Origin of the sequence: Mycobacterium sp. (genome assembly GCF_032159765.1) — a bacterium.
Classification (GTDB): domain Bacteria; phylum Actinomycetota; class Actinomycetes; order Mycobacteriales; family Mycobacteriaceae; genus Mycobacterium.
Genome location: NZ_JAVHWM010000108.1, coordinates 26,197 through 50,171 on the forward strand (window position 1 = coordinate 26,197; position 23,975 = coordinate 50,171).

Genomic DNA, 23,975 nt, shown 5'->3' on the forward strand with positions numbered 1-23,975 from the left:
TCGCGCAAGCGGCTCATCCTGCTATCGGTCTTCGCGCAAGCGGCTCATCCACCGCGGCCCCGAATAACCCTCCCACGGGTTGTAATCGGCGAGCAGTTCCTCCTGCGCAGGGCGTTGCTCCTCTGGCACGTGCTGCAGGTTGATTCGGATCCGGTACCAGATCGAGCTCGGGCCGCGCATTCCGTCGACGAGCACGTCGGCGGGCTCGAGCTTCTCCGCTGCCTCAGGGTGGCGGGCACGCCAGGTGTCCAGCGCCGCCATCGCCTCGTCTTTCGTCTTCGTCCGCGCGACCTCGATCAGCGGCATCGTCGACTCGCGGCGGCCCGTCCCCTTCCTGGCGCCCTTGGGAGCCTTTTCGGCCGGCCCCAACCGTTCGGCGAGTTCGAGCAGCGCGTCCAGCGAGCCTGCCGCGTCGTCCATCCCCTCCCACGGATCGCCGATCGCGCTGAACCGCTCCGGGACCGTGTCCACGGTGAACGCCTCAGGGCGGCAGCCCGCGACTTCGTCCCAGAGCAGCGGTGTCGACACCCGCGCATCGGGGCGCGCGCGAACCGAATACGCCGACGCCGTCGTGCGGTCCTTCGCGTTCTGGTTGAAGTCGACGAACACGCCCTCCCGTTCCTCTTTCCACCACCGGCTGGTGGCCAGGTCCGGTGCTCGTCGTTCGACTTCACGTGCGACGGTCTCGCCTGCGAGCCGCACCTGGCGATACGGCCACTGCGCGGAGATGCGGGCGTAGATGTGGAACCCCCGCGAGCCCGAGGTCTTCGGCCAGCCGATCAGCCCGTGGTCGGCCAGCACCTCGCGGACCACCAGCGCGACGTCGACGATCTGTTCCCACACCACGCCTGGCACCGGGTCGAGATCGATCCGCAACTCGTCGGGGTGGTCGAGGTCGCCGGCGCGCACCGGATGAGGGTTCAAGTCGACGCACCCGAGGTTGACTGCCCACGCGAGGCCTGCGGCTTCGTGAATGACGGCTTCCTTGGCCGATGTTCCCGAGGCGTACTTCAACTCCGCGACGTCGATCCAGTCCGGGCGCTTCTCGGGCGCGCGTTTCTGGAAGATCGCCTCTTCGTGCAGGCCCTTGACGAACCGCTTCAGGATCATCGGGCGGTCGGCCACGCCGCGCAGCGCACCGTCGGCCACTGCGAGGTAGTACTGGATCAGGTCGAGCTTTGTCCGCGCGGGATGGCCGTCCTGGGCCGGGAAGACCACCTTGTCGGGATGGGTCACCGCAAGCTCGTGACCGGAGATGTCCAACTTCAGCGGGCCGGCCATACCGTCATCGTAAGTTCGATCTCGCAGTGAGACGCCCGTCACATAGGCTAGGTCCATGCCTACGCTGAACCCTTTTGAGCTGGTAACAGAGGCCGCTGCGAAGGCCCGGCTCTATGCCGAGCGCGGCGCTGCCGAGGTGCATTACGTCCGGAAAATGTTCGAGGCCGGTGCGTTGAAGTTGGAGTCGCCGCAGGCCATCGCGGCGATGGCCGGCGACATCGCGCGCTGGGGCGAGATGGGCATGATCTCGTCGGTCAATGCCCGCCGCACGCCCCACCGCACGGCCGTCGTCGACGACGAGGGCTCGATCTCCTTCGGTGAAATGGACGCCGCCGTGAACGCGGTCGCCAACGAGTTGGTGTCGATGGGCATCAAAGGTGGCAACGGTGTGGCGATCCTTGCCCGCAATCACCGGTGGTTTTTGATCGCGAACTTCGCCTGCGGCAAGGTGGGCGCCCGCACGATCCTGCTGAACACCGAGTTCTCGGGCCCGCAGATCGCCGATGTCGCCGATCGCGAGGGAGCGCGGGTACTCATTTACGACGAGGAGTACACCGACGCGGTGTCGAGGGCGAACTTCGAGCTGGGCAAGTTGCGGGCATTCGCGGAGACGCCCGACGGCGACGAGACGCTGGCTTCGGTAATTGCGCGCGGTAGCACGGAGCCTCCGCCGAAGCCGTCGAAGCACGCGTCCCTGATCATCCTCACCAGCGGGACTACCGGAACACCGAAGGGCGCCAATCGAAGTGCGCCGCCGACGCTGGCGCCGATTGGGGGAATGCTGTCGCACGTCCCGTTCAAGGCGGGCGAGGTGACAGCGCTGCCCGCGCCGATGTTCCACGCGTTGGGCTACCTGCACGCCACGATAGCGATGGTGCTGGGCTCGACCCTCGTGCTGCGCCGGAAGTTCCGGCCGCTCACCGTTGCTGAGGACATCGAAAAGAACCGCGCGACAGCACTTGTCGTGGTGCCGGTGATGTTGTCACGCTTGCTCGACGCACTCGAGAGCGCCGATCGCAGCTACGACCTGTCCTCGTTGAAGATCGTGTTCGTGTCCGGCTCGCAGCTGGGCGCGGAACTGGCCACGCGGGCCACCAAGCGGCTCGGTCCGGTGATCTACAACCTGTACGGCTCCACGGAGATCGCGTTCGCGACGATCGCGCGGCCGAAGGATCTGGAGATCAATCCGGCGACCGTGGGTCCAATTGTCAAGGGCGCCAAAGTCAAGATCTTCGACGAGCACGGCAAAGAGCTGCCGCAGGGTGAAGTCGGCAGGATCTTCGTCGGCAACTTCTTCCCGTTCCAGGGCTACACCGGCGGAGGCGGCAAGCAGATCATCGACGGGCTGCTCTCGTCGGGGGACATGGGCTATTTCGACGACAACGACCTGCTCTACGTCACCGGCCGCGACGACGAGATGATCGTGTCGGGCGGTGAGAACGTGTTCCCGGCGGAGGTGGAAGACCTGCTCTCCGGGCATCCGGAGGTCGTCGAGGCGACAGCGCTCGGTGTCGACGACGATCAGATGGGCCAGCGGTTGCGGGCTTTCGTTGTGCGACAAGAGGGTTCAGACGTCGACGAAGATGCCATCAAGGTGTACGTCAAGGAGCATCTCGCGCGGTACAAGGTGCCGCGAGAGGTGATCTTCCTCGACGAGCTGCCGCGCAACCCAACGGGCAAGATCCTCAAGCGCGAGCTGCGCGACATCGAGGTCGACTAGCGCCGTTGGCGCGCCTCGTCACTCCCGTCACGTCATGCAGTGCGCACCGAAATCTGCATATGGGTTGTGGTTTTTCACATTCAACAGCCCAGGTGCAGAAATCGACGTGAGGCCACGGGCGAAACCAGCTCTCGCACTGCGATTGTCGCTAAGATACGGGCAAATCGACTTGCTCTCCGGCCAGTGATCAAAGTGGCCGGTGTGAACATCGAGGCGACAGCGAAGGCCTACGGATCGCGGGGCAGACCCAGCAGCCGCTCGGCGATGATGTTCAGCTGCACCTCCGACGTGCCGCCATAGATCGTCGTCGCTCTGCTGGCCAGCAGCTGCTGCGCCCACTTGCCCTGCTCGCTGTCGGGATCGCCGATGGCACCGTCGACACCGAATGAGCCGACTCCAAATTCGGCGTAGCCCTGGCTCGTTCGCATCGACAGCAGCTTCGACACCGCAGCCGCGGGCATCGCATCGTGTCCGCCGATCGTCAGCAGCGTGGATCGCAGGTTGAGCACCTTCGCGGCATGCCCCTCCGCGATCAGCTTGCCCGCGCGATTCTGTGCGATCGCGTCGGAGTGTCCGTCGCGCATGAAATCGACGAGACCGTTCAGGTTGGCCAGGAAGGGCGCTTCACTGCTGCCGATCGACACCCGCTCGGCCGTCAGTGTGGTGCGGCTGACCTCCCAGCCGCGGTCGACCTCGCCGAGCACCAGATCGTCGGGCACAAACACGTCGTCGATGAACACGGTATTGAACATCGCGTTGCCGGTGAGCTCGCGCAGAGGCCGTACTTCGACACCCTCGCTGTGCATGTCGAGCAGGAAGTAGGTGATGCCGTTGTGCTTTGGCGCCGACGGGTCCGTGCGCGCGAGCAGCATGCCCCAATCGGAGAACTGGGCGCCCGTCGTCCAGATCTTTTGTCCGGTGATGCGCCACCCGCCGTCGACCTTCGTCGCCTTCGTCGACAGGCCTGCCAAGTCGGAACCCGCGCCCGGCTCGGAAAACAGCTGGCACCAGATTATTTCGCCGCGGAACGTCGGCGGCAAGAACCGCTGCTTCTGTTCCTCGGTGCCGAACGCGACGATCGACGGGACCAGCCAGGCGGCGATGCCCAGGGTCGGGCGTTTGACCTGACCCGTGAGGAACTCCTGCTGGATGATGATCTGTTCGATCGGGCTTGCCGCGCGACCCCACGGCCTCGGCAGGTGCGGCGACACCCAGCCGCCCTCCGCGATTGCGGTGACGCGCTCATCGCGCGGAATCGCTTTGAGGGCAGCCACTTCGGCGCGGATCTCCTCGCGGAGCTTCTCGGTGTCCGGGTCAAGGTCGATGTCGACCTTGCGCATTCCCGTCGTCGTCGCCGTGTCGACGACCACCTGCGGGTAGTCGGCGGCGCGCCCGAACGCCGCGACGATCCCGAGCGCGCGACGGTAGTAGACGTTGGTGTCGTGCTCCCACGTGAACCCGATCCCGCCGTGCACCTGGATGCAGTCCTGGGTACAGCGCTGTGCAGCACTAGGAGCAAGCGTCGCTGCTACCGCGGCCGCGAATTCCGCTGCCGCTTCGGGATTTTCGAGGCCCTCGTCGATCGCTCGCGCAGCGTCCCACACCGCGGCGACGGCACGCTCGGTATCGGCGGCCATCTCGGCGCACTTGTGCTTGATCGCCTGGAACTGGCCGATGGGCCTGCCGAACTGCTCGCGAATCTTGGCGTAGGCCGCGGCGGTGTCGGTGGCCCAGCGGGCTACGCCGACGGCCTCGGCCGACAGCAAAGTGGTGACAAGTGCGCGGACCGGTGCGGCATTCAGGTTGCCCAGCACACTGTCTGTACTGACCTCAACGGCGTTCGCGCGGACGTGGGCGACCGGACGCAGCGGATCCACGCTGTCGACGGGTTCGATCTCGAGCGCGTCCGCATCGATCACCACCCACTCCGTCCCGCTGGTCTCGGGGTCGAGGCCGGCGACCGGGAGGACGAGCAGCGACGCCTGCGCGGCCGACGGCACCGAACGCGCCTCGCCGCGCACCACCAACACGTCGCCCTGCCGGGTTGCGGTAAGGGACGACTCCAGCGCGTACGCGGCGATCGTCGTTCCCGATGCGAGGTCGCCGAGCACCTTGGCCTCTGGGTCGTTCGCGGAGATGAGTGCGCTTGCGATCGCCGACGGCACGAACGGCCCGGGAACCGCCCCCCGGCCGAATTCCGCGATCACCACTGCGAGCTCGAGGATGCCAAAGCCTTGTCCGCCAACACCTTCCGCGAGATGCACGCCGTGCAAGCCCTGCTCGGCAGCTGCCTTCCAGTACGGCGGCGGATTCGAGATCGGTGTCTCCAACGCTTCGTGAAGCACCTCGGCCGGCGCGACCCGCTCGACCAGGGCGCGCACCGAGTCCGCGAGATCCTTGTGCTCGGATGTGATTGCGATGGGCATGGACGCGAGCCTTTCTAGGCAGGCTTTCCCTCAAATAACCGGTCGGTTGGGAACGAGGTTACCTGGGCGGGAAGAGGCGCTACGCGAAGGGCGTCAATCGCTCCAGCTACTTGAGTAGTCAACTACGCAATTCGGCGCGCTCAGAACCGGTAATGATGACCTGGAAGGACGTTCAGACGGGACCGGGGCGGGAAAGGAGTGGTCATGCAGACAATCGGGTCAGTCCACGAGCCAGGCTCGGAGTGCGCCTCGCCGTCGCCGGTCCCCGGGTACCGTGACTCGGCGATGTGCAAATGGCAGATTCCGAGCGATAAGTCGCTCACGATCGGTCGCGAAGGCGGTCCGGCCGAGATCGGGCTGAGCGGACTGGACCTCGCGCAGCGGCATGCGACCGTGGCGTGGACGGGAAACGCGGTTGAGATCAGATCGCTGAGGGCCCAAGCCCGCCCGTTCGTCAATGGGCGTCCCGTGGTCCGCGCGAGCGTGGCCGTCGGTGGGCAGTTCATGGTCGGCAACCACACGTTGGTGGTGTCCGCGCCTGCCGAGCTGACCTTGGTGCCGATGAAGGCGGACGTGGAGGGCCCTCTCCTGCGCTTCACCGACGTCAGTCTGCGCTACAAGCACCGCAGCGAGGCGACGCTGAAAAACATGTCCTTCGAACTGTCCCGCGGCGAGGTGCTGGCTGTCATTGGTCCGTCTGGCGCGGGCAAGTCGACGCTGTGCGCCGGCCTGCTCGGCGAGGTCGAGGTCGAATCGGGATCGATGGTGCTTGGCGAGGCGAACCTCGGGAAGGCGCGCATGCAGGCCAGCCATCTCGTGTCGTTCGTGCCTCAACAACCTGCGATGTTCGGGAACCTCAGCGTCGAGCAATCGCTGACCTGGGTGGCCAAACTACGGATGGCCTCCGACCTCGATTCGAAGGCGCGCGCCGCGCGGGTCGAAAAGGTCATGGACACCATGGAATTGACCAATGACCGGACAAAGCGGATCGATGAGTTGTCGGGCGGACAACGAAAGCGCGTCTCGACCGCGATGGAGCTGCTGAGCGAACCGCTTCTGCTCGTGCTCGACGAGCCCACCTCCGGCCTGGACGAGGGGCTCGACCGGAAGATGATGGATTCACTTCGGTCGGCGGCCCGCGACGAGGACCGCGCTGTCATCGTCGTCACCCACACGATGATCAACATCGACCGCGCAGATGAAGTGCTGGCGATCACCCGGCATGGCCGCCTCGCGTACTTCGGGCCACCGGAAGGCTTGCTGGAGGCCTTCGGTACGCAGAACTACGCCGAGGTCATGGACCTGTTGCGCGAGGACCACGTGACGGCCATCCGCCCGGACGTGACCGAAGCGCCGCTGTCCAGCGCGGACGTGAAGGCATCACCGCGCAGCAAGCGCTCGGTCAGACGCCACCTGCCGAATCTCATCGGCCGTGAGTTCGCCCGCCAGCGCAACAGCATTCGCACGATACTTGTCGGTCTCGTCGTCGGCGTCCTACTGACAGCGCTGCTCAGTGCCGCGGCGTCGCCGGACGGGCTGGCGGCCAATGCGGGCAAGATCGCCATGGTGATGGTCGCCTACATCGTCTGTCTCACGTTTTTCTCTATGGCGCAGTCGTTTTCGGCTGTCGTGGACGATCGCGCGGTCATTGAACGTGAGGCGCGATGGTCGATCTCGGCGACGTCGACTGTGCTTGCCCGCGCGATTACCTGCGCCCCGTTCGCCGTGATACTCGGGGTGCTGTCGACGCTGCTCTACCTCCAGCTCAAACCGAAGGCTCCCGCCTACGCGGTGGTGCCCTACCCGTTCGGATTGTTCCTGTTCGGCGTGCTCTTGCCGCTGGCCGCAATGGCGGTCGGGCTGTTGATCTCGACGATCGCCAAGTCCCTGAGGCAAGCGGTCTTCGTGCTGATGGGCGTTCTTGCCCTGCAGGTCGTGATGACAGGGGTGGCACCGCAATTCGACGGCCGGGCCGGCGGGGTGATGAGAGTGGTTGCGCTGTTCACACCGTCGCGTTGGTCGTCAGCCGGGTTTGGCGCGGATCGCGGTCTCCTCGAGAAGATCGACATGGGTCCCGTCACGGTCAGGCAAATGGCGGGCGGTTTGCCGCTGGACCAGTACCTGACACCCGAACAGCAAGCCGCGCTCGACGCACAACTGAAGGCACAACCCCACATCCAAGCAAGCCCGTTCAAGGACCAGATCTGGCAGCACGACGCCCTGCACGTCTACGGGGCCGCCGCAGCATTGGTGGTCATCTTCGTCGTCGCCCTGTGCCTGACCATCTTCCTGCTGCGTCGGCAGTTGACGGCGACCCGCTAGGGACCACCGTCTTCGACGTCGTTGACGACGTTGGCCAGAGCCCGGCCGTCGCGCAACCGGGCGCAGTTGTCGACGGCCATCGTGAGATAGCGCTGCATCGTGTCGGCGGTGTACCAGGTGACGTGCGGGGTAACCACGACGTTGTCCAGCTCGAGCAGCGGATTGCCGGCAGGCACGGGCTCGACGGCGAAGACGTCCAGCCCGGCGGCGGCGAGCGTGCCGCCGGACAGCGCGTCCACCAGCGCCGTTTCGTCGATGATCGCCCCGCGGGAGGTGTTCACCAGCACCGCGTCGTTCTTCATCGTGGCCAGCGCCTCGCGGTGCAGCAGCCCGGTCGTCTGGGCGGTCAGCGGCAGGTGCAGCGACACGATGTCGCTTTCTGCAAGCAGGTGGGGCAGCGAGCGCCAGCAGTCCGTCCCGTCCTCGCGGGTACTGGTGTGCAGGACCGTCGCGCCCATCGCTTTGACGATGCCCTCGACCCGCTTCGCGATGTTGCCGTATCCGACCAACCCGACGGTGCATCCGCCGATGTCGCGGACGGTGTCGCCGAGCGTGGGATCGGTGGGCCAGCCGGCGCCCTCGCGGGTGGCGCGATCGAGAACCGTGAGCCGGCGAAGCGCGGCGAGCATCAACAGCACGGTGCCTTCGGCCACCGACGGGGCGTTGGCGCCGGGCATATTGGCGACAGCGATGCCCAGTGACGTGGCGGTGGCCACGTCGATGGTGTTGACGCCGGCACCGAGCTTGTGCACGAGGCGCAATCGCGAGCCCTTGTGCAGATCCGAACCCGACAGCGGCCGCAGCACGTGCCAGATCACCTCGGCCTCTGGCAACTCGCGGTAGAACGCGTCGTCGTCGTCCTCGGGGCAGAACCGAACATCTAGCCATTCGCTGTGCGGCGCAACGAATTCGAGCACCTTCTCGCCAGGGTCGAAGTGCGCGAGTACCTTTACCGCCACCGCTTGGCGATCCACTTGGCGATGGTATCGGCCTGCTCGCTGCGTGCTCCCGGCGTGGTGAAGTAATGGTCGGTGTCGATCGACGTGAGGGTCTTGTCGTCGGTTGCCAGCCCGTCGAAGATGCGCTGCGCGTCCGACGGGAACACGCCAGTGTCCTGCTCGGCGTTGATCACCAGCGCCGGGCAGTCGATCCGGGCCAGATGCGGCTCGGCGCGGGTCTGGGCATGACGCAGGCTCCACATGCCCAGCCAATTGCGAAGCGTGCACGCGGCCGCGATGCCATGGGCGGAACGATTGGCCTTCGCCGGCACTCCGGCATAACACGCGTTCGCCGGCCGCTTGGTGGGTTCCAGATCGGGGTCGACCATCCGGGGATCGGCCCACGTGCGCATCACGGTGAACGGCCGGTCGGAAAACCCGGCTTTCTCAACACGTTTCATCTCGATCTCGGCCCAGTCGGTGATCGCGTGGTTGCGCGCCAACTGCGCTGCGCGATACCGCTCGACGAACTCCGCCGAGAACGGCGGCCCGTTGCGTTCGCCGAAGATGTCAAGTTCCGCGTTGGTGGCGACCGGGTCGTCCTCGTCGGTGACCGAGCCGTCCATCCACGCGGTGAGGACGTCAGGGCGACCGGGATGCGCGGCACTGGCCACGTACCCGTCGGCTGCGGGCAGTTCACCAAGGCCAACCGCAGGCCTCATGCCGGGAAGCGGTGTCACGTTGGGCTCCCTGGCCTGCGACTGATAGGCAGCCATCAGCGAGCCGCCCCCGGAATTCCCCAGCAGTACCACGGTTTCCACGTTCGCCACGTCACGCAGCCAGCGCACCCCGACGCCAATATCGACGAGCGCATGATCGAGCATGAAGCTGGGCTCGAATCCGCGAAAGCGGGTGTTCCAGCCGAGGAAGCCGATGCCGCGGGTGGCGATGTACTCCGCGAGGTAGTGCTCTGAGAAGTCGATCTGGTAGTGCGTGGCAATCATCGCCACCTTCGGCTTGCGCCCGACGCCCCGGTAGTAGAGGCCTTGGCATGGATGCCCGCCGGCACCCGCGCGCCGGGCGGTTGGCGAAGGCAGGCCGACGAACTCGCGGACCACACCCGGCTGGGACGCCATCGGGTCTCCTTGCATAGATCGCGCCGATGAGCGCTTGCGCGAAGAGCAACAAAGCACTGCCACGAATGATTGTTCATCGGCGCGGGCGCAACCGCTGGCAAATCGCGAGTAGATTCGATGCAGCTGTTGAGAAGGGTCCGGGAGGCACGACGTGATCAAGCCGCAGAACACAAACACCGAATTCGCGCTCAGCGGGATCAACCACATCGCGTTGGTGTGCTCGGACATGGAGCGCACCGTCGACTTCTACAGCAACGTTCTCGGCATGCCACTGATCAAGGCGTTGGACCTGCCGAACAACGCGGGCCAGCATTTCTTCTTCGATGCCGGAAACGGCGATTGCGTGGCCTTCTTCTGGTTCCGCGATGCGCCCGACGGTGTGCCGGGAGTCTCGGCGCCCCGGTATATCCCGGGGATCGGCGACATCGTCAGCGCGGTCAGCTCGATGAATCACCTGGCGTTTCACGTGCCCGCCGAGAAGTTCGACGAGTATCGCCGCAGGCTGAAGGACAAGGGCGTGCGTGTGGGGCCGGTGCTCAACCACGACGACAGCGAGACGCAGATCGCCGCGACGTTGCACCCCGGTGTGTACGTGCGCTCCTTCTACTTCCACGATCCTGACGGCATCACGCTTGAATTCGCTTGCTGGGTCAAAGAATTCAGCGAGGCAGAGCCCCAAGCGACGCCCAAGACCGCCGCCGACCGCGCGCCCAGGGTGGCCGCGGGTCTGTAGGCCTCGGGGTTACGGGCGGTAGAGCGCGGGATCGGCGATCTGGTCCAGCAGCGATGCCAGCTGATCGATCAACTCGTCGGACGTCAGCGCGAGCTTGCCGGCCAGCCAGGCAGTGATGACCTGGCCGACGCCACCGACGGTGAAGTGACAGGTCGCCCTGACCCGGTCGTCTTCGGGCAGTTGCAGAACCCGTCTGACGTGCTGATCCAGCAGCATCGCCAGAAGAGTGGCTGACTCGTCTCGCTTGCGAACGACCACCGGGTCGGCGAGATCGGCGCTGAAGAGCAGTCGAGACCAGCGCGGATCGCCGGCGATGGTCCGCACGATGGTGGTCATGGCGGCGCGCGTCTGTTCGGCGACGGGTACCGCATCGACCGCAGACTGCGTCGTCGTCGCGAGTTCGGCGATGACCCAGTCGTAGACCGCACCGACGAAGTCGTCGCGGTCGGCAAAGCTCTCGTAGAAGTAGCGTGCGGACACACCGGCCGTCGCGCACAGCCCCCGCACTGTCAGCGCATCTGGGCCCGATTCGGTGCCGAGGATGGTCAGGCCGGCATCGAGGAGTCTGGCCCGACGGTCGGCCCGCCGGTCCGCGGCTTGGATGCCGCGGTAGGGACGTGCGCTGACGTTGGCCATGCCGCCAATATTGACACTCTTTGGGCAGCCTGGGATATTAGGAAACGCGTGTTATCACATTGAGCGAAGGGCTGCCCATGACGGTCACCGATCGGCGCGTCGGCAGGCGTCTGTCCAGGCGACGGCGCGGCGCGAAGCCCGATGACGGACTGATGGGCGTCGGCCTGCTCGCGGGTCCGGCAAACGTGATCATGGAACTCGCGCGGCCGGGCGTCGGATACGGCGTGGCAGAGAGCCGCGTCGAAAGCGGCCGAATCGACAAACACCCGATCAAGCGTGCACGCACGACATTCACCTATCTTGCCGTGGCGCTGGAGGGCACCGAAGAACAGAAGGCCGCCTACCGCCGCGCCGTCAACGGGGCCCACGCGCAGGTGTATTCGCTGCCGGACAGTCCGGTCAAGTACAACGCCTTCGATCCCGATCTGCAGTTGTGGGTCGCCGCATGCATTTACAAGGGCGGCGTCGAGGACGTGTTCGGGCTGTTCATCGGCGACATCGACGACGAGACTGCGGATCGGCTTTACCGCGAGAGCATTACCCTGGCCACGACGCTGCAGGTACCGGCGGCGATGTGGCCCAAGGATCGCGCAGCATTCGCGGAGTATTGGGAACGCTCGCTTGATCTCGTGCACATCGACGACACGATCCGTGACTACCTGTATCCGATCGCCGCGAACCGCAGCGCACTCCCGATGCCGAAATTTATCCGTCGGCGGCTGGAATCGTTCTCGTTGCTCATGACGACGGGTTTTCTGCCGCAACGCTTCCGGGACGAAATGCGACTTCCGTGGGATGCTCGCTATCAGCGTCGGTTCGACCGCTGGATCGCGGTGTTCAGGTTCTTCAACGACCTCGCGCCGCGATTCATTCGGCGGTTCCCGTTCAACCTCATGCTGGCCGACCTGAACTGGCGGATGAGGACGGGACGTCCTCTGGTCTAGGCTCGCCGTGCCGGGTCGGACGCCACAGCCGCGGAAGGCCACGACGGGGGAGCATTCGCACATTGTCGGCGGACACGAACTCTTCGATGAGGTCGGCGAGCTCGAGCGGACAGTCGAGCTGGGGATGATGTCCGGCGCCGTCGAGGATTTCGAGGCGGCTCCCGGCGAGCACCTCGTGCGCGGCCTGCGCATGAGCGGGCGGAATCACCCGGTCTTGCGCACCGGCGACAATCAGCGTCGGCAGGTCTCCCACGAGATCAGGCAATCGGTCCAGCGCGCACACCGATTGACCCCGGATGTCCACCACGGAGCGCAGTGTGCGCAGAAATGCATGTCGCACTTGTGGATTCGCGAGGGCCGAATACTTCTCTCGACGCTCCAGCGCTCTCGTCGGCTCCATGCTCCTGGTGCTGATCTTCGGCCACACCGTCCAGCCGAAGTACAACGCCGGCCGTGACGAGATCAGGGCTAGCAACAGCTCGGCGCCTGGTGCGGAGAGCACCCGCAGCGGCAGGCCGACGTCGGACCCGAGTCCGCCACTGTTGACCAGAACGAGGCGACGGCAGTACTCGCGATGCTGGTGGACCAACTGCAACGCGATACCGCCGCCGAGCGAGTGCCCGACGAGCGTGGCCGACGGAATGTCAAGCACGTCAAGGAAGTCCCTCAGCATGACCGCAAAGGCACCGAGCGAGTAGTCGGTGCGCGGCTTGTCGGATTCCCCATGGCCCAACAGATCCGGTGCGATCACGCGGTACTTCTGCGAAAGATGTCCGATCAGCGGATCCCACGCGCCCGAGCAGCCGGCGACGCCGTGAATCAGCAGCAGCGGCTGGGCTACTCGGTCGCCTTCATCGCGGTAGGCGACACGGTAGCCGTTCAGGGTCACGCAGCGCAGGTCAGTCATGGTCCTGCGCCCATGATCCCGTGCGTAGTCGGGCAAACCCGTTTAGACATGGTCAACATTCCTCGGCTACTTCGTTAACGACTGATAACAAAGACATCGTTCAATTCGTCGATGAGCGCTTGCGCGAAGAGCAACAGATGCGATGAGCGCTTGCGCGAAGAGCAACACTGATGCCCATTTGATGGGTGTTATTACCGAGCACGTGGTGAGAGCCTTGTCGCATGAAGATTGGGGTTATCGGGCTCGGGAACATGGGGTCGGGCATCGCCGCGAACCTGCTCAAGGCTGGCAATGAGGTAATTGCCTACAACCGTTCGCAGGACAAGGTTGACCCGCTGGTCGAGCAGGGGGCCAGCCGGGCACGCTCGGTCGCCGATGCCTGTTCGGGCGATGTCGTCGTCTCGATGCTGGCCAACGACGTGGCGGTCGAGGCAGTCACGTTCGGAGACGGCGGGATCCTGGCGCACCTGGCCGACGGGGCCACGCATGTCTCGTCGTCGACTATCAGCGTTGAGCTGGCCGAACGGTTGACGGCGGCGCACGCGGAGGCGGGCCGCGGATTTGTCGCCGCGCCGGTGTTCGGCCGCCCGGAAGCTGCGCAGGCTGGGCAGCTGTTCGTCGTCGCGGCTGGTGACCCCGGGGTGGTCGAGGGGCTGAGTGCCGTGTTCGACGCGATCGGCCAGCGCACGTTCGTCGTCGCAGAGGAGCCGAGCGCGGCCAGCCTGATCAAGCTGAGCGGCAACTTCCTGATCGCCGCCGTGATCGAGTCACTGGGTGAGGCGATGGCCCTGGTGGCGAAGGCCGGCGTCGACAAGAAGCAGTACCTCGACATCCTCACGTCGACGCTGTTTGGCGCCCCTGTGTACAAGACCTACGGCGGCCTGATCGCCGGGGAGCAATTCGTGCCGCCGGGGTTCGCGGCCACTCTGGGAGCCAAGGACGTTCGCCTTGTGCTGGCCGCGGCAGAAGAGCTCGGTGTGCCGCTGCCCATCGCCAGCCTGTTGAGGGACCGTTTCATCGCCTTGGCGGCAAACGGTGGTGGGGACCTCGACTGGTCGGCGGTCGGTGCGCTGCCCGCGTGGGAGGCGGGTGCGCCGTTCCCGTCGGGTCGCTAGCCTGCCTGCACTGATTCGTCGAACATGAAGTCGCGCATGAAGCGCGTCATGCGGCGCAGGTACTCCGGCTGGCTGACGTGCAGGATGTGGTTGCCGGGAAACCAGTGCAGCGCGCAGTGATCCCAGTGGTGCCAGAGCATTTCCGCTTGCTCCGGTGGGGCGAGCCGGTCTCCGAGACCGGTGATGATGAGCCGACGGTCGCGGGGCACCAACGGCGGATAGTTCAGCGGCGACGTGTATGCCAGCCCGGCGAGTAATTCGTCGCGACTCAAACCGCCGATCCTGCGGCCAAGCGAGAACAGCTTGTTCGCCGGGAACCACTCGTCGAGCTCCGCCTCGATCGACACCACCGGAACATTGGGAATGACCGCGTCAATCCGGTCCTCGACCGCCGCGATCAAAGCCGAGGTGTAGCCGCCAAGCGAAATGCCGGTTAGCGCAATCTTGCCCACGCCGGTCACCTTGAGATAATCGACGATCGACCGGAAGTCGTACACGGCCTGCGCCATCGCCTCGGCGAAGCCCGTCAGCCCGTTCGAGAAGTAGCCGTATCCGCTGAACAGCGAATACCTTTCGGCACGCCGGCCGTGAAAAGGCAACGTGTACAAAAGAACGTCGTATCCGGACCGGTAGAACCACGGCAGCGACATCCACAGCCCGTTGAGCAGGTACGGCGAGCCCATGAAGCCGTGGATCAGGCACAGCGTGGGATGCGGCCCGTCGTCGTGCTGCCAATGCTGGGCGCGCACCACGTTGTTGTTCTGCAGCCGGCCCCAGCGGCTCCGCATGACGGGGTTGACGGGCTCGAAGCTGCTGTCGAAATGGATGTTGCTCACCCTGCCGTGTGCGATCCATTCGGCGATCGGGTTGGCCGGGCGCGAGGAGATCCGCGGCGGCTGCTGCGGTGCGGGAAAGGACTTGACCGGATCGTGCTCGGCGGCCAGGTCGGCGTAGAAGCGCATCTTGTCGCGTTCGCCTTTGGTATCGGAGCCGCGGATCAGCTCGGCCGCGATCGGCGGCAGCATCGCCGCACCGACCAGCGAGGCGACAAACGTTCGCAGACCGATGTCCGCCGCGGCCGAGGCATCGACGATCAGGCGCTGACCGAGAGAAAGGTCGGAACGGTCGGGGAGCCCGCGGGCGTCGGCGTCGGCGCCCGGAACATTCGGCACCGGAACGGGGGGATCGATGGGGTCAGCGCTTGACGTCATTGCCAGCTGGCCTTTCTGGTCGTCGGGCCCCTCGGGATGCTAGCTCACGGATTGCCGGCCGGCGGGCGCGGCTGCAACGACGCACAGGCCTGTGTGGCTTTGGCCCACGTGGTTTCGTCCACGCCCGGTGGCGGCGGCGGCACCGCGCCCGGCGTGCCCTCAGGCGCCGGGCCGGGCGGCGGGCCCTGTGGGACCGGCTCGGGCCCCGGCGCTGGGCCTGCCGGGGGCGCCGGAACGCCGTGTTCGGTCAGGCACTGCTCGTACACACCGTGAGACTGCGGTGGCGCGGACGTGGTGGTCGGGGTGACCGAGCTGATCGTCGACGGTTGCGTAGGTTTGGGCGTCGAGCAGCCTGCGACGACAACGAGCCCGACCAGGGACGCAAGTACCGTCGGCCATAGGCCCCGCTGGGTCATCATATCGTCGACTCCTGAAAGTGGTTGCGGCGAGCGCAGAGACGGGAAAGCCTACGAGCATTCCGACACTAGCGAACCGGCGATAACAACACAGCCCCGACCCGCTGAGCTGTTCGAAAATGGCCGAAAAGCCGTGCGGCTAGGCTCCCGTTATGCGATGGGATCCCGCCCAGTACAGTCGCTTCGCTGCCGAACGGGATCGCCCGTTCTTCGACCTGACCTCGCGCATCGAGGCCAGCCCGCACCATGTCGTGGACCTCGGGTGTGGCCAGGGGCATCAGACCGCCACTTTGGCGGCTCGCTGGCCCGACGCGATCATTCAGGGCATCGACTCGTCGCAGGAGATGATCTCCGACGCCCTTCAGATGGTGGAAAGCGGTGTGGCGCCGGGTGTGAGCTTCTCGGTCGGGGACATCGCTGCGTGGCAGCCGGCAAGCGATGTCGACGTCATCGTCAGCAATGCTGCGCTGCACTGGCTTCCGGACCATCAAGACCTGATGGCCGAATGGGCGTCGGCGCTGCCGACCGGTGGGTGGCTTGCGGTGCAGGTGCCGGGAAGCTTCACCTCGCCATCGCACGTGCTGATGCGAGAACTGGCAGCGCAGCCACCGTGGGGGAGCAAGCTGGAGGCCGTTGTGCACCAGAAGCTGGCGATAGGCACACCCGAGTCCTACGCCGAGTTGCTTCTGGGCGCCGGGATGACGGCCGACGTATGGGAGACCACCTATGTGCACGTCCTTCAGGGGGAGGACGCCGTGCTGGAGTGGATGAAAGGCACGGGCCTGCGCCCGATTTTGGCTGCCCTCTCGCCCGACGAGGCGGGTGAATACGCCGCGAAGCTGGCCGCTGGGCTGCGTAAGGCGTATCCGCAAGGGCCCTACGGAACGCTCTACCCCTTCCGCCGGGTGTTCGCCGTCGGGCGCAAGGGCTAGGGCGGAATTACGGCTTTACCGAAAAGAGCTCGGCGCCGTTGTGATAGAGCACGCGACGTAACCAGTCGTCGTCGACGCCGGACAGCTCGGTGAGCGCGAGAAGCGCTTCGGCGTAGGCGTACGGGATGTTCGGGAAGTCGCTGCCGAACAGGATGCGATCACCGAGATCGCGCAGCCGGGAGAATTGGTCCCGCGGAAACGGCATCATCTCCTCGGTGAACTGGGTGAACACGATCGTCGTGTCCAGCCGGACCCGCTCGAAGCGGTCGGCGATGTCGAGGAACTCGCGGTACTCGGGCATTCCCATGTGCGCGATCATCAGCGGCAGGCGTGGATAGCGTTGCAGCAGAGCGGTGATCGGCTGCGGTCCGGTGAACCGACCGGGTTGCGGCCCGGAGCCGCAGTGGATCACGACGGGCAGATTGGCGTCCTCGATCATCGCCCACACGTCGTCGAGTGCGGCGTCGTTGGGGTCGTAGTCACCGACTTGGATGTGTGCCTTGAACATTCGCGCTCCGCGACGGATCGCATTCGACACGTAGGCGGCAGCGCTCGGCTCGGGATAGAACGTGGCCGTCGACAGGCAGTCCGGCGTCGCTTCCGCGAACTCGGCGGCCCATTCGTTCAACCACTCCGCCATGCCCGGCTTGTGCGGATACACCAGCGACGTGAACCGGCGCACGCCGAAGTCGCGCAGCATCGCTACCCGCTCGTTCTCCGCGGCGCGATATTCGATGTGCCACGTCCGGCCTACCATCGGCCCGGCACTGTCGAAATACGCCCAGACCTTGTCGAGCACGCGCTTGGGCATGAAATGCGTGTGGACGTCCACGATTCCGGGAAGTCCCAGCGACGTCCAGATCTCCCGGACGTCTTCAGCTTCGGTCGTCATCGCCGAAACTGTATTCCACACGGCTATGAGCTCGCGGTCACCCGCGGGGGCTACGGTCGTCCAGCAGCGCGATGACTCGAGCCGCGAGTTCGTCGATGTCCGCACCGGTGGTGTCGACAACCAGGTCAGCGTCCTCGGGTGGCTCGTACGGCGCGTCGATGCCTGTCAGGCCCTTGAGCTCGCCTTTGCGTGCCCGCGCGTACAACTTCTTCGGGTCGCGCTTCTCGCATTCTTCGAGCGAGGTCGCGACGTATACCTCGATGAACGCCAGCTTGGCCGCCTCGTTGAGCGCGCGGGCGATCTCCCGGTCAGACTTCAGCGGCGACACCAGGGACGCGAGTGCCACCACACCGGCATCGGCCAGCAGCCGCGTCAAATGTCCCACCCGACGGATGTTCTCGGCCCGGTCTCCCGGCGAGAAGCCCAAATCGTCGGATAGTCCGTGGCGGAGGTTGTCGCCATCCAGCAGGTAGGCAACACGGCCCGATTCCACCAGGGCGCGCTCAACAGCAACCGCGATGGTCGACTTGCCGGAAGCAGGCAGTCCGGTGAACCAGATCGTTGCGCCGGGCTGCCCGGTCTTTTGCCAACGGTAATTGCGGTCGAGCGAGGATGGATGCCACCGGATGTCGGTACGCTCATGTGTGCCCGGCTGCACTTCGCGGGGTTCGAGGATGATGCCCGCGCCGACGGTGTCGTTGGATGTCTCGTCGATGAGGATGAACGCGCCACTGTCGCGGTTTTCTTCGTACGGATCGGCCACCAAGACCGAGCTGGCTCTCAGCGTCACCGTTCCAATGTCGTTGAGCCCCAACTCAACCGGCTGGTCTAGCTCGCCGAGGGTCTCGGGATCCAGCCTTGTCTGGAGTTCCTGCACTGTGGCCCGTACCGTCGACGTGGCCTGCTTGAGCGCCACGCGATCGCCGGCTCGCAGAGGCGTGTCCACGAACCAGCAGACGGTCGCGTCGAGTTCCCGTGCGAGGACCGGAAGCGCCGCGTCGTCGTCGGCGCTGACGAACACATCACCACGCCCGACGTCGATGTCGTCGGCCAGCTCGATTGAAACCGACAGCGGCGCAACGGCTGTCGTCCGGTCGTCGTCGAGGGCGTCCAGGGCAGTGACCGTCGACCGAGTACCCGCGGGCAGCGACACCACCGGATCCCCGACAGACAGCGTGCCACCTGACAGCCGACCCGTGTACCGGCGCCGTTGCTCGGACGTCGGCCGCGACACCCACTGTACGGGCAACCGCAGCCGCTGCGGCTCCGCGTTGGGAGCGGCGAGTTCCACGTTCTCCAAGTAATCGAGCAGCGTCGGACCGGAGTACCACGGCGTCCGGTCCGAACGGTGAACCACGTTGTCGCCGTGCTTCGCAGCGATCGGGATCACCGTGATATCTGCGGCGCCGAGCCGAGCGGTCATCTGCTGCAGTTCGTCTTCGACTTCCGCGAACCGCTGCTGGTCGAAGTCCACAAGGTCGATCTTGTTGACTGTGGCCACGAAGTGGGTGATTCCGACCAGCTTGGCGATCCGCGCGTGGCGGCGGGTCTGGCGCAGCACGCCCGCGCGTGCGTCCACAAGAAGGATCGCTACGTGGGCGTTCGACGCGCCGGTGAACATGTTGCGGGTGTAGCGCTCGTGACCGGGGGTGTCGGCGAGGATGTAGCTGCGGGTTTCGGTCGAGAAGAACCGGTACGCGACGTCGATCGTGATGCCCTGCTCACGCTCGGCGCGAAGCCCGTCCGATAACGCGGCGAGGTCGGCGACCCCCTCCTCGTCGGTTACCGCCTCGAGGTGATCCAGTGGCAGGCTGTCGGTGTCGTGGAGCAGCCGCCCGATCAGCGTGCTCTTGCCGTCGTCCACCGAACCGGCCGTCGTGATCCGCAGCAGCTGCCGCGTGGCTCCGTTTTTTCCCGTCGCTTCGCTCGCCCCGGCCATCAGAAATACCCTTCGCGTTTGCGGTCTTCCATTGCAGCCGCCGATGTCCGGTCGTCGGCCCGGGTCTCGCCGCGCTCGGAGACCGTCGCGGCCGAGATCTCGGCGATGACGCGCTCGATGTCGGTGGCCTCCGAGCGCACGGCGCCGGTGATCGTCAAGTCGCCGACGGTGCGATACCGAACCCACTGCACGGACGACGACTCGTCGTCGCCCGGCGATGCGTATTCGGACACAGCGAGCAGAATTCCGTCGCGCTCAAAGACCTCTCGCTCGTGCGCGAAGTAAATCGACGGCAGCTCAAGGCCTTCCAGCTCGATGTACCGCCAGACATCCAGCTCGGTCCAGTTCGACAGCGGAAACACCCGCACCTGTTCGCCTCTGCGGATACGCCCGTTGTATAGCGACCACGGCTCGGGCCGCTGAGCACGCGGATCCCATTGCCCGAACTCGTCACGGAAGCTCAAGATGCGTTCCTTGGCACGGGCGCGCTCCTCGTCGCGGCGCGCGCCACCGAACGCGGCGTCGAACCCGCCGGCTTCCAGCGCGTCGAGCAGTGTCCGGGTCTGCTGGCGGTTGCGCGACGCGCCCGGGCCCGGGTCGGCTACTCGCCCGGTGTCGATCGATTCCTGCACCGACGCGACGATCAGCTCGTGGCCCTGCCCTGTGACCCTGCGGTCCCGGAACTCGATGACCTCGTCGAAGTTGTGGCCAGTGTCGACGTGCATGACCGGGAACGGCAGCGCGGCGGGGCGAAAAGCCTTCTCCGCCAACCGCAACAACACGATCGAGTCCTTGCCCGCCGAGAACAGCAGTACCGGCCGCTCGAGCTCGGCGACGACCTCGCGGATGATGTGCACGGACTCGGCCTCGAGCAGCCGGAGCTCGTCAACCCGTCTCTCCTCGCGTGCCTCGGTCGCCGTCATGTCGGTAGTCCTTCTCGCTCTGCTTCCGCCCGATAGCGATCCACCCACTCATCAGAGCGCTGATCCGCTTGGCGCTCCAATACCGGCTTGGGCGCGAGAGCCGGATCGAGGCCAAGCTGCTCGAGGATCGTCGCGACGATCTGCGTGAGATTGCGCCACAGCACCGGATACGGGACGTCGATCGGCTCGACACCTTCCTCGTCGAACCATGTGCGCCAACCCTTTTCCTGTTCACGCAGCATCGTGACGACGTGTGCGATCGCGTCGGCATGGTATTCGGCGCGCGAGTCACGCATGGGGTCCGGCCGCCCGCGCCACACGCGGGTTTGAACGGCACGCCAAAACGACACCGCCTGCGACACCACATCCGGGCGATAGACGTGCACCAGCACGGGCTCCTCGCCGATCACATCGCGGATCGCGGCGAGCAGACCGTCGCCCGAACGGTCAGGCAGATCTTTTGCGCGAGCCATCAGCAGCGGCGTCTGGTTCCACATCAGCTTGCCGCCCCACACGCCGTTCGGCGTCCGGCCAACGGTCCGGATGTAGTCGCGCCAGATTTCGGCAGGTGCGAGGTCCGGCTTGCCTTCGTCGTATGGATCGAGCAGTCGCAGGATCGATTCGTCCGTCACACCCGCGAACCACTGGCGCGGTTGCGGCGCCTGGCTGGTCGACGGCAGGTACTGAAAGAACTCCTGTGGTTCGCCCGCCACGCCCGTCGCGCGCAACGACTCGACAAGCAGCGTGCTGCCGCTGCGCTGCGACGCCAAGACGACGTACGACTTGCGACCCGGCATCTCTGCAGCGTAGCCGTGCTGGAAAGGCTATGTGTGCCTGGGATTTCGACTCACGCTGAGGATAACTATTGCGGCGTCTGGACGTTCTCGTCGATCCCGCGCCCTGCGGCGATCGCCGACCGCGACGCGAGCCTGGGCCCGTGGATCGCGATGTACGTCTCGGTGTAGCGCTCCGAGATTCGCGTCCCGACGAACTCCGACGGGATGACGTCGTTGGTCTTGAGCCGCCAGTCGTGCAGCGTCAGTGCGAGCTCCTTGGCGATCTTCTCTGCATTGCCGTCCGCGTCGTCGGCGAGCAGGTTGTGAGCCTCGCCCGGATCGTTCACAAGGTCGTACAGCTCGCGGTCGGGCCGCTGGCCGTGGACGCTCTCGGCGACCACCTCACCCGACGGGCTCTCTGCGATGTCCAGCGGCAGATCGAGAAGTGGCCGCTGAGCGTAGTTTTCGATGTAGCTGTATTCCTTGGTACGGATGGCACGAATCGGATCGAACGAATCGTGGTAGTTCTTCTCCGTGTAGACGTGCTCGCGGACCGGCGCCTCGTCAGCCGCAGCGCCGCGCAGGACGTCGGCGTGCGACATCCCCTCGACATCCGCGGGCACGTCGATCCCGAGAAGGTCCAGCAGCGTCGGCACCAGGTCGACGCCGCTGAATAATTCGTCGTATGCCCGCGGCGCGATGTGCCGGCCCGCGGGCGGTCGGACGATCAGCGCGATCCCCGTGCCCGCGTCGTAGAGGGTCGACTTCGCGCGGGGGAATGCGGGCCCGTGATCGGTGAAGAACACCACCCAGGTGGTGGCGTCCAGGCCGGTCTCACTGAGGGTGTCAAGGAGGTCGCCTACCGCGGCGTCGGCGACCGTGATCGATCCGTGGAATGCGGCCAGGTCATCGCGTACTGGCGCGGCGTCCGGCAGGTAGCCGGGCACCTCGACGGAGTCGGGATCCTCGGGCGGATATCGCTCGGGCGGGTAGGGCCGGTGTGTCTCGAAGAACCCGGCTGTCAGCAGGAACGGCTTGTCGAAGTCGCGATGCGTCCGCAGCCACTGCTGGGATTCGGTGACGACATGCGAACAGTAGGAGTTGGACACGTCGAATTCGTCGAAGCCCAGCCGCGGTGGATGCGACGTCTCGTGTTGCATTCCGAAAAGTGCTGTATACCAGCCGTTCTCAGATAACATCTGGGGCAGTGTCCGTACGTCTGAGTAGTACTCCCAGCCGTGGTGGGCCAGACCCACCAGCCCGTTGCTGTGCGGGTAGCGGCCGCTGAACAGAGACCCGCGCGATGGCGAGCACAGCGGAGCCGTGGCGTGTGCACGGGTGAACAGAATGCCTTGCTCAGCGAGCTCGTCGAGCCGTGGACTCGATATGTCGGCGTGGCCGTAAGCGCCCAGGCAGCGCCCGAGGTCGTGCCAGTGCACCAGGAGCACGTTGTCATGGCGCGTCACGTTTCCCACCTTGCATCCTTTGCCAGGCCCAGACCAATTCTTTCGATCCCTGGGATCGGTCGAGGCTCCGCTATCAGACTGACATGGTGGCAGAGACCGGAATCGTCGACGCGCATATCCATCAGTGGGATCCGTTCACGACGCCGCGGGTCGTTTCCGGGCCCGCGAAGCTGATAAAGCGCGTGCCGGTCACGCGTCCACTCCTGATGAGGCTTTTCCCACGCGCCGCGAGGGACTTCGCTGGTGATCCGCGATACCTGCTCAACAGGTACCTACCCCCCGACTATGCCGCTGACAGTGCCTCTGCGCAGGTCGACACCATCGTGCACATCGAGGCCGGATGGCAGACGAAGCAACCCAGCGGCAGCGTGGCCGAAACCCGGTGGGTAAGCGCGTTGCCGTTCGGCCAGGACGGTGCCCCGAGGCTCGGTGCGATCATCGCGCATGCCGATCCGTCCGAACCAGACGTGGCCGCTGTCTTGGACGCGCACCTGGCCGCGAGCCCGCTCGTTACGGGAGTGCGGTGCGTGGCCGCCAACAGCCCCGATCCGAAAGTCATGGATTTCGACAAGCGGCCCAGCTTGCTGGCCGAGCCGGCGTTCCTGCGCGGATTCGAGGCCGTAGCGACGCGCGGACTGAGCTTTGAGATGTGGTGCTACGGCCACGATCTTGCGAGTGCGGTCACGCTGGCACGCGAATACCCTGACACCGCTTTGGTTCTCGACCACTACGCGACGCCGGTCGGTGCGCTCGCTCCGGTCGGCAGGCACACGGGCGCCACGGCCGCCGAGCGCAAGGACATCCTTGATCGCTGGCGTGACGACATCTCCGAGCTGGCCGAGTTGCCCAACGTCGTCGCCAAACACAGCGGGCTGGGTATGCCTGTGCTGGGCCTCGGACCGTTACCGCGCGAACAATTTCGCGATGCGATTTCGCCGCTTGTCACGCACCTGGATCGTGCGTTCGGGCCGGACCGCACGTTCTGGTCCTCGAACTTTCCGATGGACAAGCCCAATGTCTCTATATCGGACACCATTTGGGCGTTGCGGGATATCCTCGGCGACCGCTTCGACGAGGACCGGATGCTGAGGGACAACGCGCGGCGGGTCTATCGCTTCTAGCTCGGCCGCGGCGCGGGAACACCCGCCGCGCGCAGCACGTATTCGGGCGGTACCGCGAACGCGAGCGACCGCGTCGGCAGCATGGAGAGCGCGTCGTCTGGAATCGTCGTCTTGTAGTTCAGCCCCACCGTCGGCGTTTGC

The 23,975-nt window shown here is 65.7% G+C and carries 21 protein-coding genes; 7 read left to right on the forward strand and 14 right to left on the reverse strand.

The genetic code is table 11. The annotated features are described in order from the left end of the window. Positions 1-21 precede the first annotated feature (21 nt). Positions 22-1,281, reverse strand: coding sequence for a DNA polymerase domain-containing protein (locus QOH60_RS12315; RefSeq protein WP_526420613.1), 1,260 nt, complete (start codon positions 1,279-1,281; stop codon positions 22-24). A gap of 55 nt (positions 1,282-1,336) precedes the next feature. Between QOH60_RS12315 and fadD2 the strand changes: the two genes are divergently transcribed. Further along, on the forward strand, positions 1,337-3,001 hold the full coding sequence (gene fadD2 / locus QOH60_RS12320) for a long-chain-fatty-acid--CoA ligase FadD2 (RefSeq protein WP_526420615.1): 1,665 nt from the start codon (positions 1,337-1,339) through the stop codon (positions 2,999-3,001). A 227-nt stretch (positions 3,002-3,228) separates the two neighbouring features. Here fadD2 and QOH60_RS12325 read toward each other — a convergent pair whose 3' ends face one another. Beyond that, entirely contained in the window at positions 3,229-5,427 is a 2,199-nt protein-coding gene (locus QOH60_RS12325; RefSeq protein WP_526420617.1) for an acyl-CoA dehydrogenase family protein, read from the reverse strand. A 204-nt stretch (positions 5,428-5,631) separates the two neighbouring features. Between QOH60_RS12325 and QOH60_RS12330 the strand changes: the two genes are divergently transcribed. After that, entirely contained in the window at positions 5,632-7,749 is a 2,118-nt protein-coding gene (locus QOH60_RS12330) for an ATP-binding cassette domain-containing protein (RefSeq protein ID WP_526420619.1), read from the forward strand. On the opposite strand, the gene QOH60_RS12335 is transcribed toward QOH60_RS12330, so the two are convergent. Both QOH60_RS12335 and QOH60_RS12340 read right to left on the reverse strand, forming a co-directional pair. Continuing rightward, positions 7,746-8,723, reverse strand: coding sequence for a 2-hydroxyacid dehydrogenase (locus tag QOH60_RS12335; protein ID WP_526420621.1), 978 nt, complete (start codon positions 8,721-8,723; stop codon positions 7,746-7,748). The genes QOH60_RS12330 and QOH60_RS12335 overlap by 4 nt on opposite strands. Beyond that, positions 8,699-9,823: an alpha/beta hydrolase family protein gene (locus tag QOH60_RS12340; RefSeq protein ID WP_526420623.1), complete on the reverse strand. Its 1,125-nt coding sequence runs from the start codon at positions 9,821-9,823 to the stop codon at positions 8,699-8,701. The genes QOH60_RS12335 and QOH60_RS12340 overlap by 25 nt, the downstream gene beginning before the upstream one ends. Positions 9,824-9,974: 151 nt before the next feature. Here QOH60_RS12340 and QOH60_RS12345 point away from each other — a divergent pair, with 151 nt between their 5' ends. Beyond that, on the forward strand, positions 9,975-10,556 hold the full coding sequence (locus tag QOH60_RS12345; RefSeq protein WP_526420625.1) for a VOC family protein: 582 nt from the start codon (positions 9,975-9,977) through the stop codon (positions 10,554-10,556). A 9-nt stretch (positions 10,557-10,565) separates the two neighbouring features. On the opposite strand, the gene QOH60_RS12350 is transcribed toward QOH60_RS12345, so the two are convergent. Continuing rightward, positions 10,566-11,192 (reverse strand): TetR/AcrR family transcriptional regulator, encoded by a 627-nt coding sequence (locus QOH60_RS12350; RefSeq protein WP_526420627.1) that lies wholly within the window; start codon positions 11,190-11,192, stop codon positions 10,566-10,568. A 77-nt stretch (positions 11,193-11,269) separates the two neighbouring features. On the opposite strand from QOH60_RS12350, the gene QOH60_RS12355 reads away from it, so the two are divergent. Continuing rightward, on the forward strand, positions 11,270-12,136 hold the full coding sequence (locus QOH60_RS12355) for an oxygenase MpaB family protein (protein WP_526420629.1): 867 nt from the start codon (positions 11,270-11,272) through the stop codon (positions 12,134-12,136). Here the strand turns inward: QOH60_RS12355 and QOH60_RS12360 are convergent. Continuing rightward, positions 12,084-13,043 (reverse strand): alpha/beta fold hydrolase, encoded by a 960-nt coding sequence (locus QOH60_RS12360; protein ID WP_526420631.1) that lies wholly within the window; start codon positions 13,041-13,043, stop codon positions 12,084-12,086. The two genes, QOH60_RS12355 and QOH60_RS12360, sit on opposite strands and share 53 nt — an antisense overlap. Positions 13,044-13,264: 221 nt before the next feature. Here QOH60_RS12360 and QOH60_RS12365 point away from each other — a divergent pair, with 221 nt between their 5' ends. Further along, on the forward strand, positions 13,265-14,158 hold the full coding sequence (locus QOH60_RS12365) for an NAD(P)-dependent oxidoreductase (protein ID WP_526420633.1): 894 nt from the start codon (positions 13,265-13,267) through the stop codon (positions 14,156-14,158). Here QOH60_RS12365 and QOH60_RS12370 read toward each other — a convergent pair. Beyond that, a complete protein-coding gene (locus QOH60_RS12370; RefSeq protein WP_526420635.1) occupies positions 14,155-15,369 on the reverse strand; it encodes an alpha/beta hydrolase family protein in 1,215 nt (404 codons plus the stop codon). The genes QOH60_RS12365 and QOH60_RS12370 overlap by 4 nt on opposite strands. Before the next feature lie 44 nt (positions 15,370-15,413). Further along, entirely contained in the window at positions 15,414-15,788 is a 375-nt protein-coding gene (locus QOH60_RS12375) for a hypothetical protein (RefSeq protein WP_526420637.1), read from the reverse strand. A 149-nt stretch (positions 15,789-15,937) separates the two neighbouring features. Here QOH60_RS12375 and QOH60_RS12380 point away from each other — a divergent pair, with 149 nt between their 5' ends. Beyond that, the gene (locus QOH60_RS12380; protein WP_526420639.1) at positions 15,938-16,717 is read left to right on the forward strand and encodes a trans-aconitate 2-methyltransferase; all 780 of its coding nucleotides are present in this window, start codon (positions 15,938-15,940) and stop codon (positions 16,715-16,717) included. Between the two features lie 7 nt (positions 16,718-16,724). Here the strand turns inward: QOH60_RS12380 and QOH60_RS12385 are convergent, their stop codons facing one another. The 5 genes from QOH60_RS12385 to QOH60_RS12405 form a co-directional block, all read right to left on the reverse strand. Beyond that, the gene (locus QOH60_RS12385; protein ID WP_526420641.1) at positions 16,725-17,609 is read right to left on the reverse strand and encodes an amidohydrolase family protein; all 885 of its coding nucleotides are present in this window, start codon (positions 17,607-17,609) and stop codon (positions 16,725-16,727) included. A gap of 37 nt (positions 17,610-17,646) precedes the next feature. Continuing rightward, positions 17,647-19,548 carry a sulfate adenylyltransferase subunit CysN gene (gene cysN / locus QOH60_RS12390; RefSeq protein WP_526420643.1) on the reverse strand — a complete coding sequence of 634 codons (1,902 nt, stop codon included), beginning with the start codon at positions 19,546-19,548 and terminating at the stop codon, positions 17,647-17,649. Next, a complete protein-coding gene (gene cysD / locus QOH60_RS12395; RefSeq protein WP_526420645.1) occupies positions 19,548-20,471 on the reverse strand; it encodes a sulfate adenylyltransferase subunit CysD in 924 nt (307 codons plus the stop codon). The genes cysN and cysD overlap by 1 nt, the downstream gene beginning before the upstream one ends. Then, positions 20,468-21,268 (reverse strand): trehalose 2-sulfotransferase, encoded by an 801-nt coding sequence (gene stf0 / locus QOH60_RS12400; RefSeq protein ID WP_526420647.1) that lies wholly within the window; start codon positions 21,266-21,268, stop codon positions 20,468-20,470. The genes cysD and stf0 overlap by 4 nt, the downstream gene beginning before the upstream one ends. Before the next feature lie 65 nt (positions 21,269-21,333). Continuing rightward, positions 21,334-22,722, reverse strand: a complete 1,389-nt coding sequence (locus QOH60_RS12405; RefSeq protein WP_526420649.1) for a sulfatase family protein — start codon at positions 22,720-22,722, stop codon at positions 21,334-21,336. Positions 22,723-22,799: 77 nt separating this feature from the next. Here QOH60_RS12405 and QOH60_RS12410 point away from each other — a divergent pair, with 77 nt between their 5' ends. Then, positions 22,800-23,834, forward strand: a complete 1,035-nt coding sequence (locus QOH60_RS12410; RefSeq protein WP_526420651.1) for an amidohydrolase family protein — start codon at positions 22,800-22,802, stop codon at positions 23,832-23,834. Here QOH60_RS12410 and QOH60_RS12415 read toward each other — a convergent pair. Beyond that, a complete protein-coding gene (locus QOH60_RS12415) occupies positions 23,831-23,962 on the reverse strand; it encodes a hypothetical protein (RefSeq protein ID WP_526420653.1) in 132 nt (43 codons plus the stop codon). The two genes, QOH60_RS12410 and QOH60_RS12415, sit on opposite strands and share 4 nt — an antisense overlap. Between the last annotated feature and the right edge of the window lie 13 nt (positions 23,963-23,975).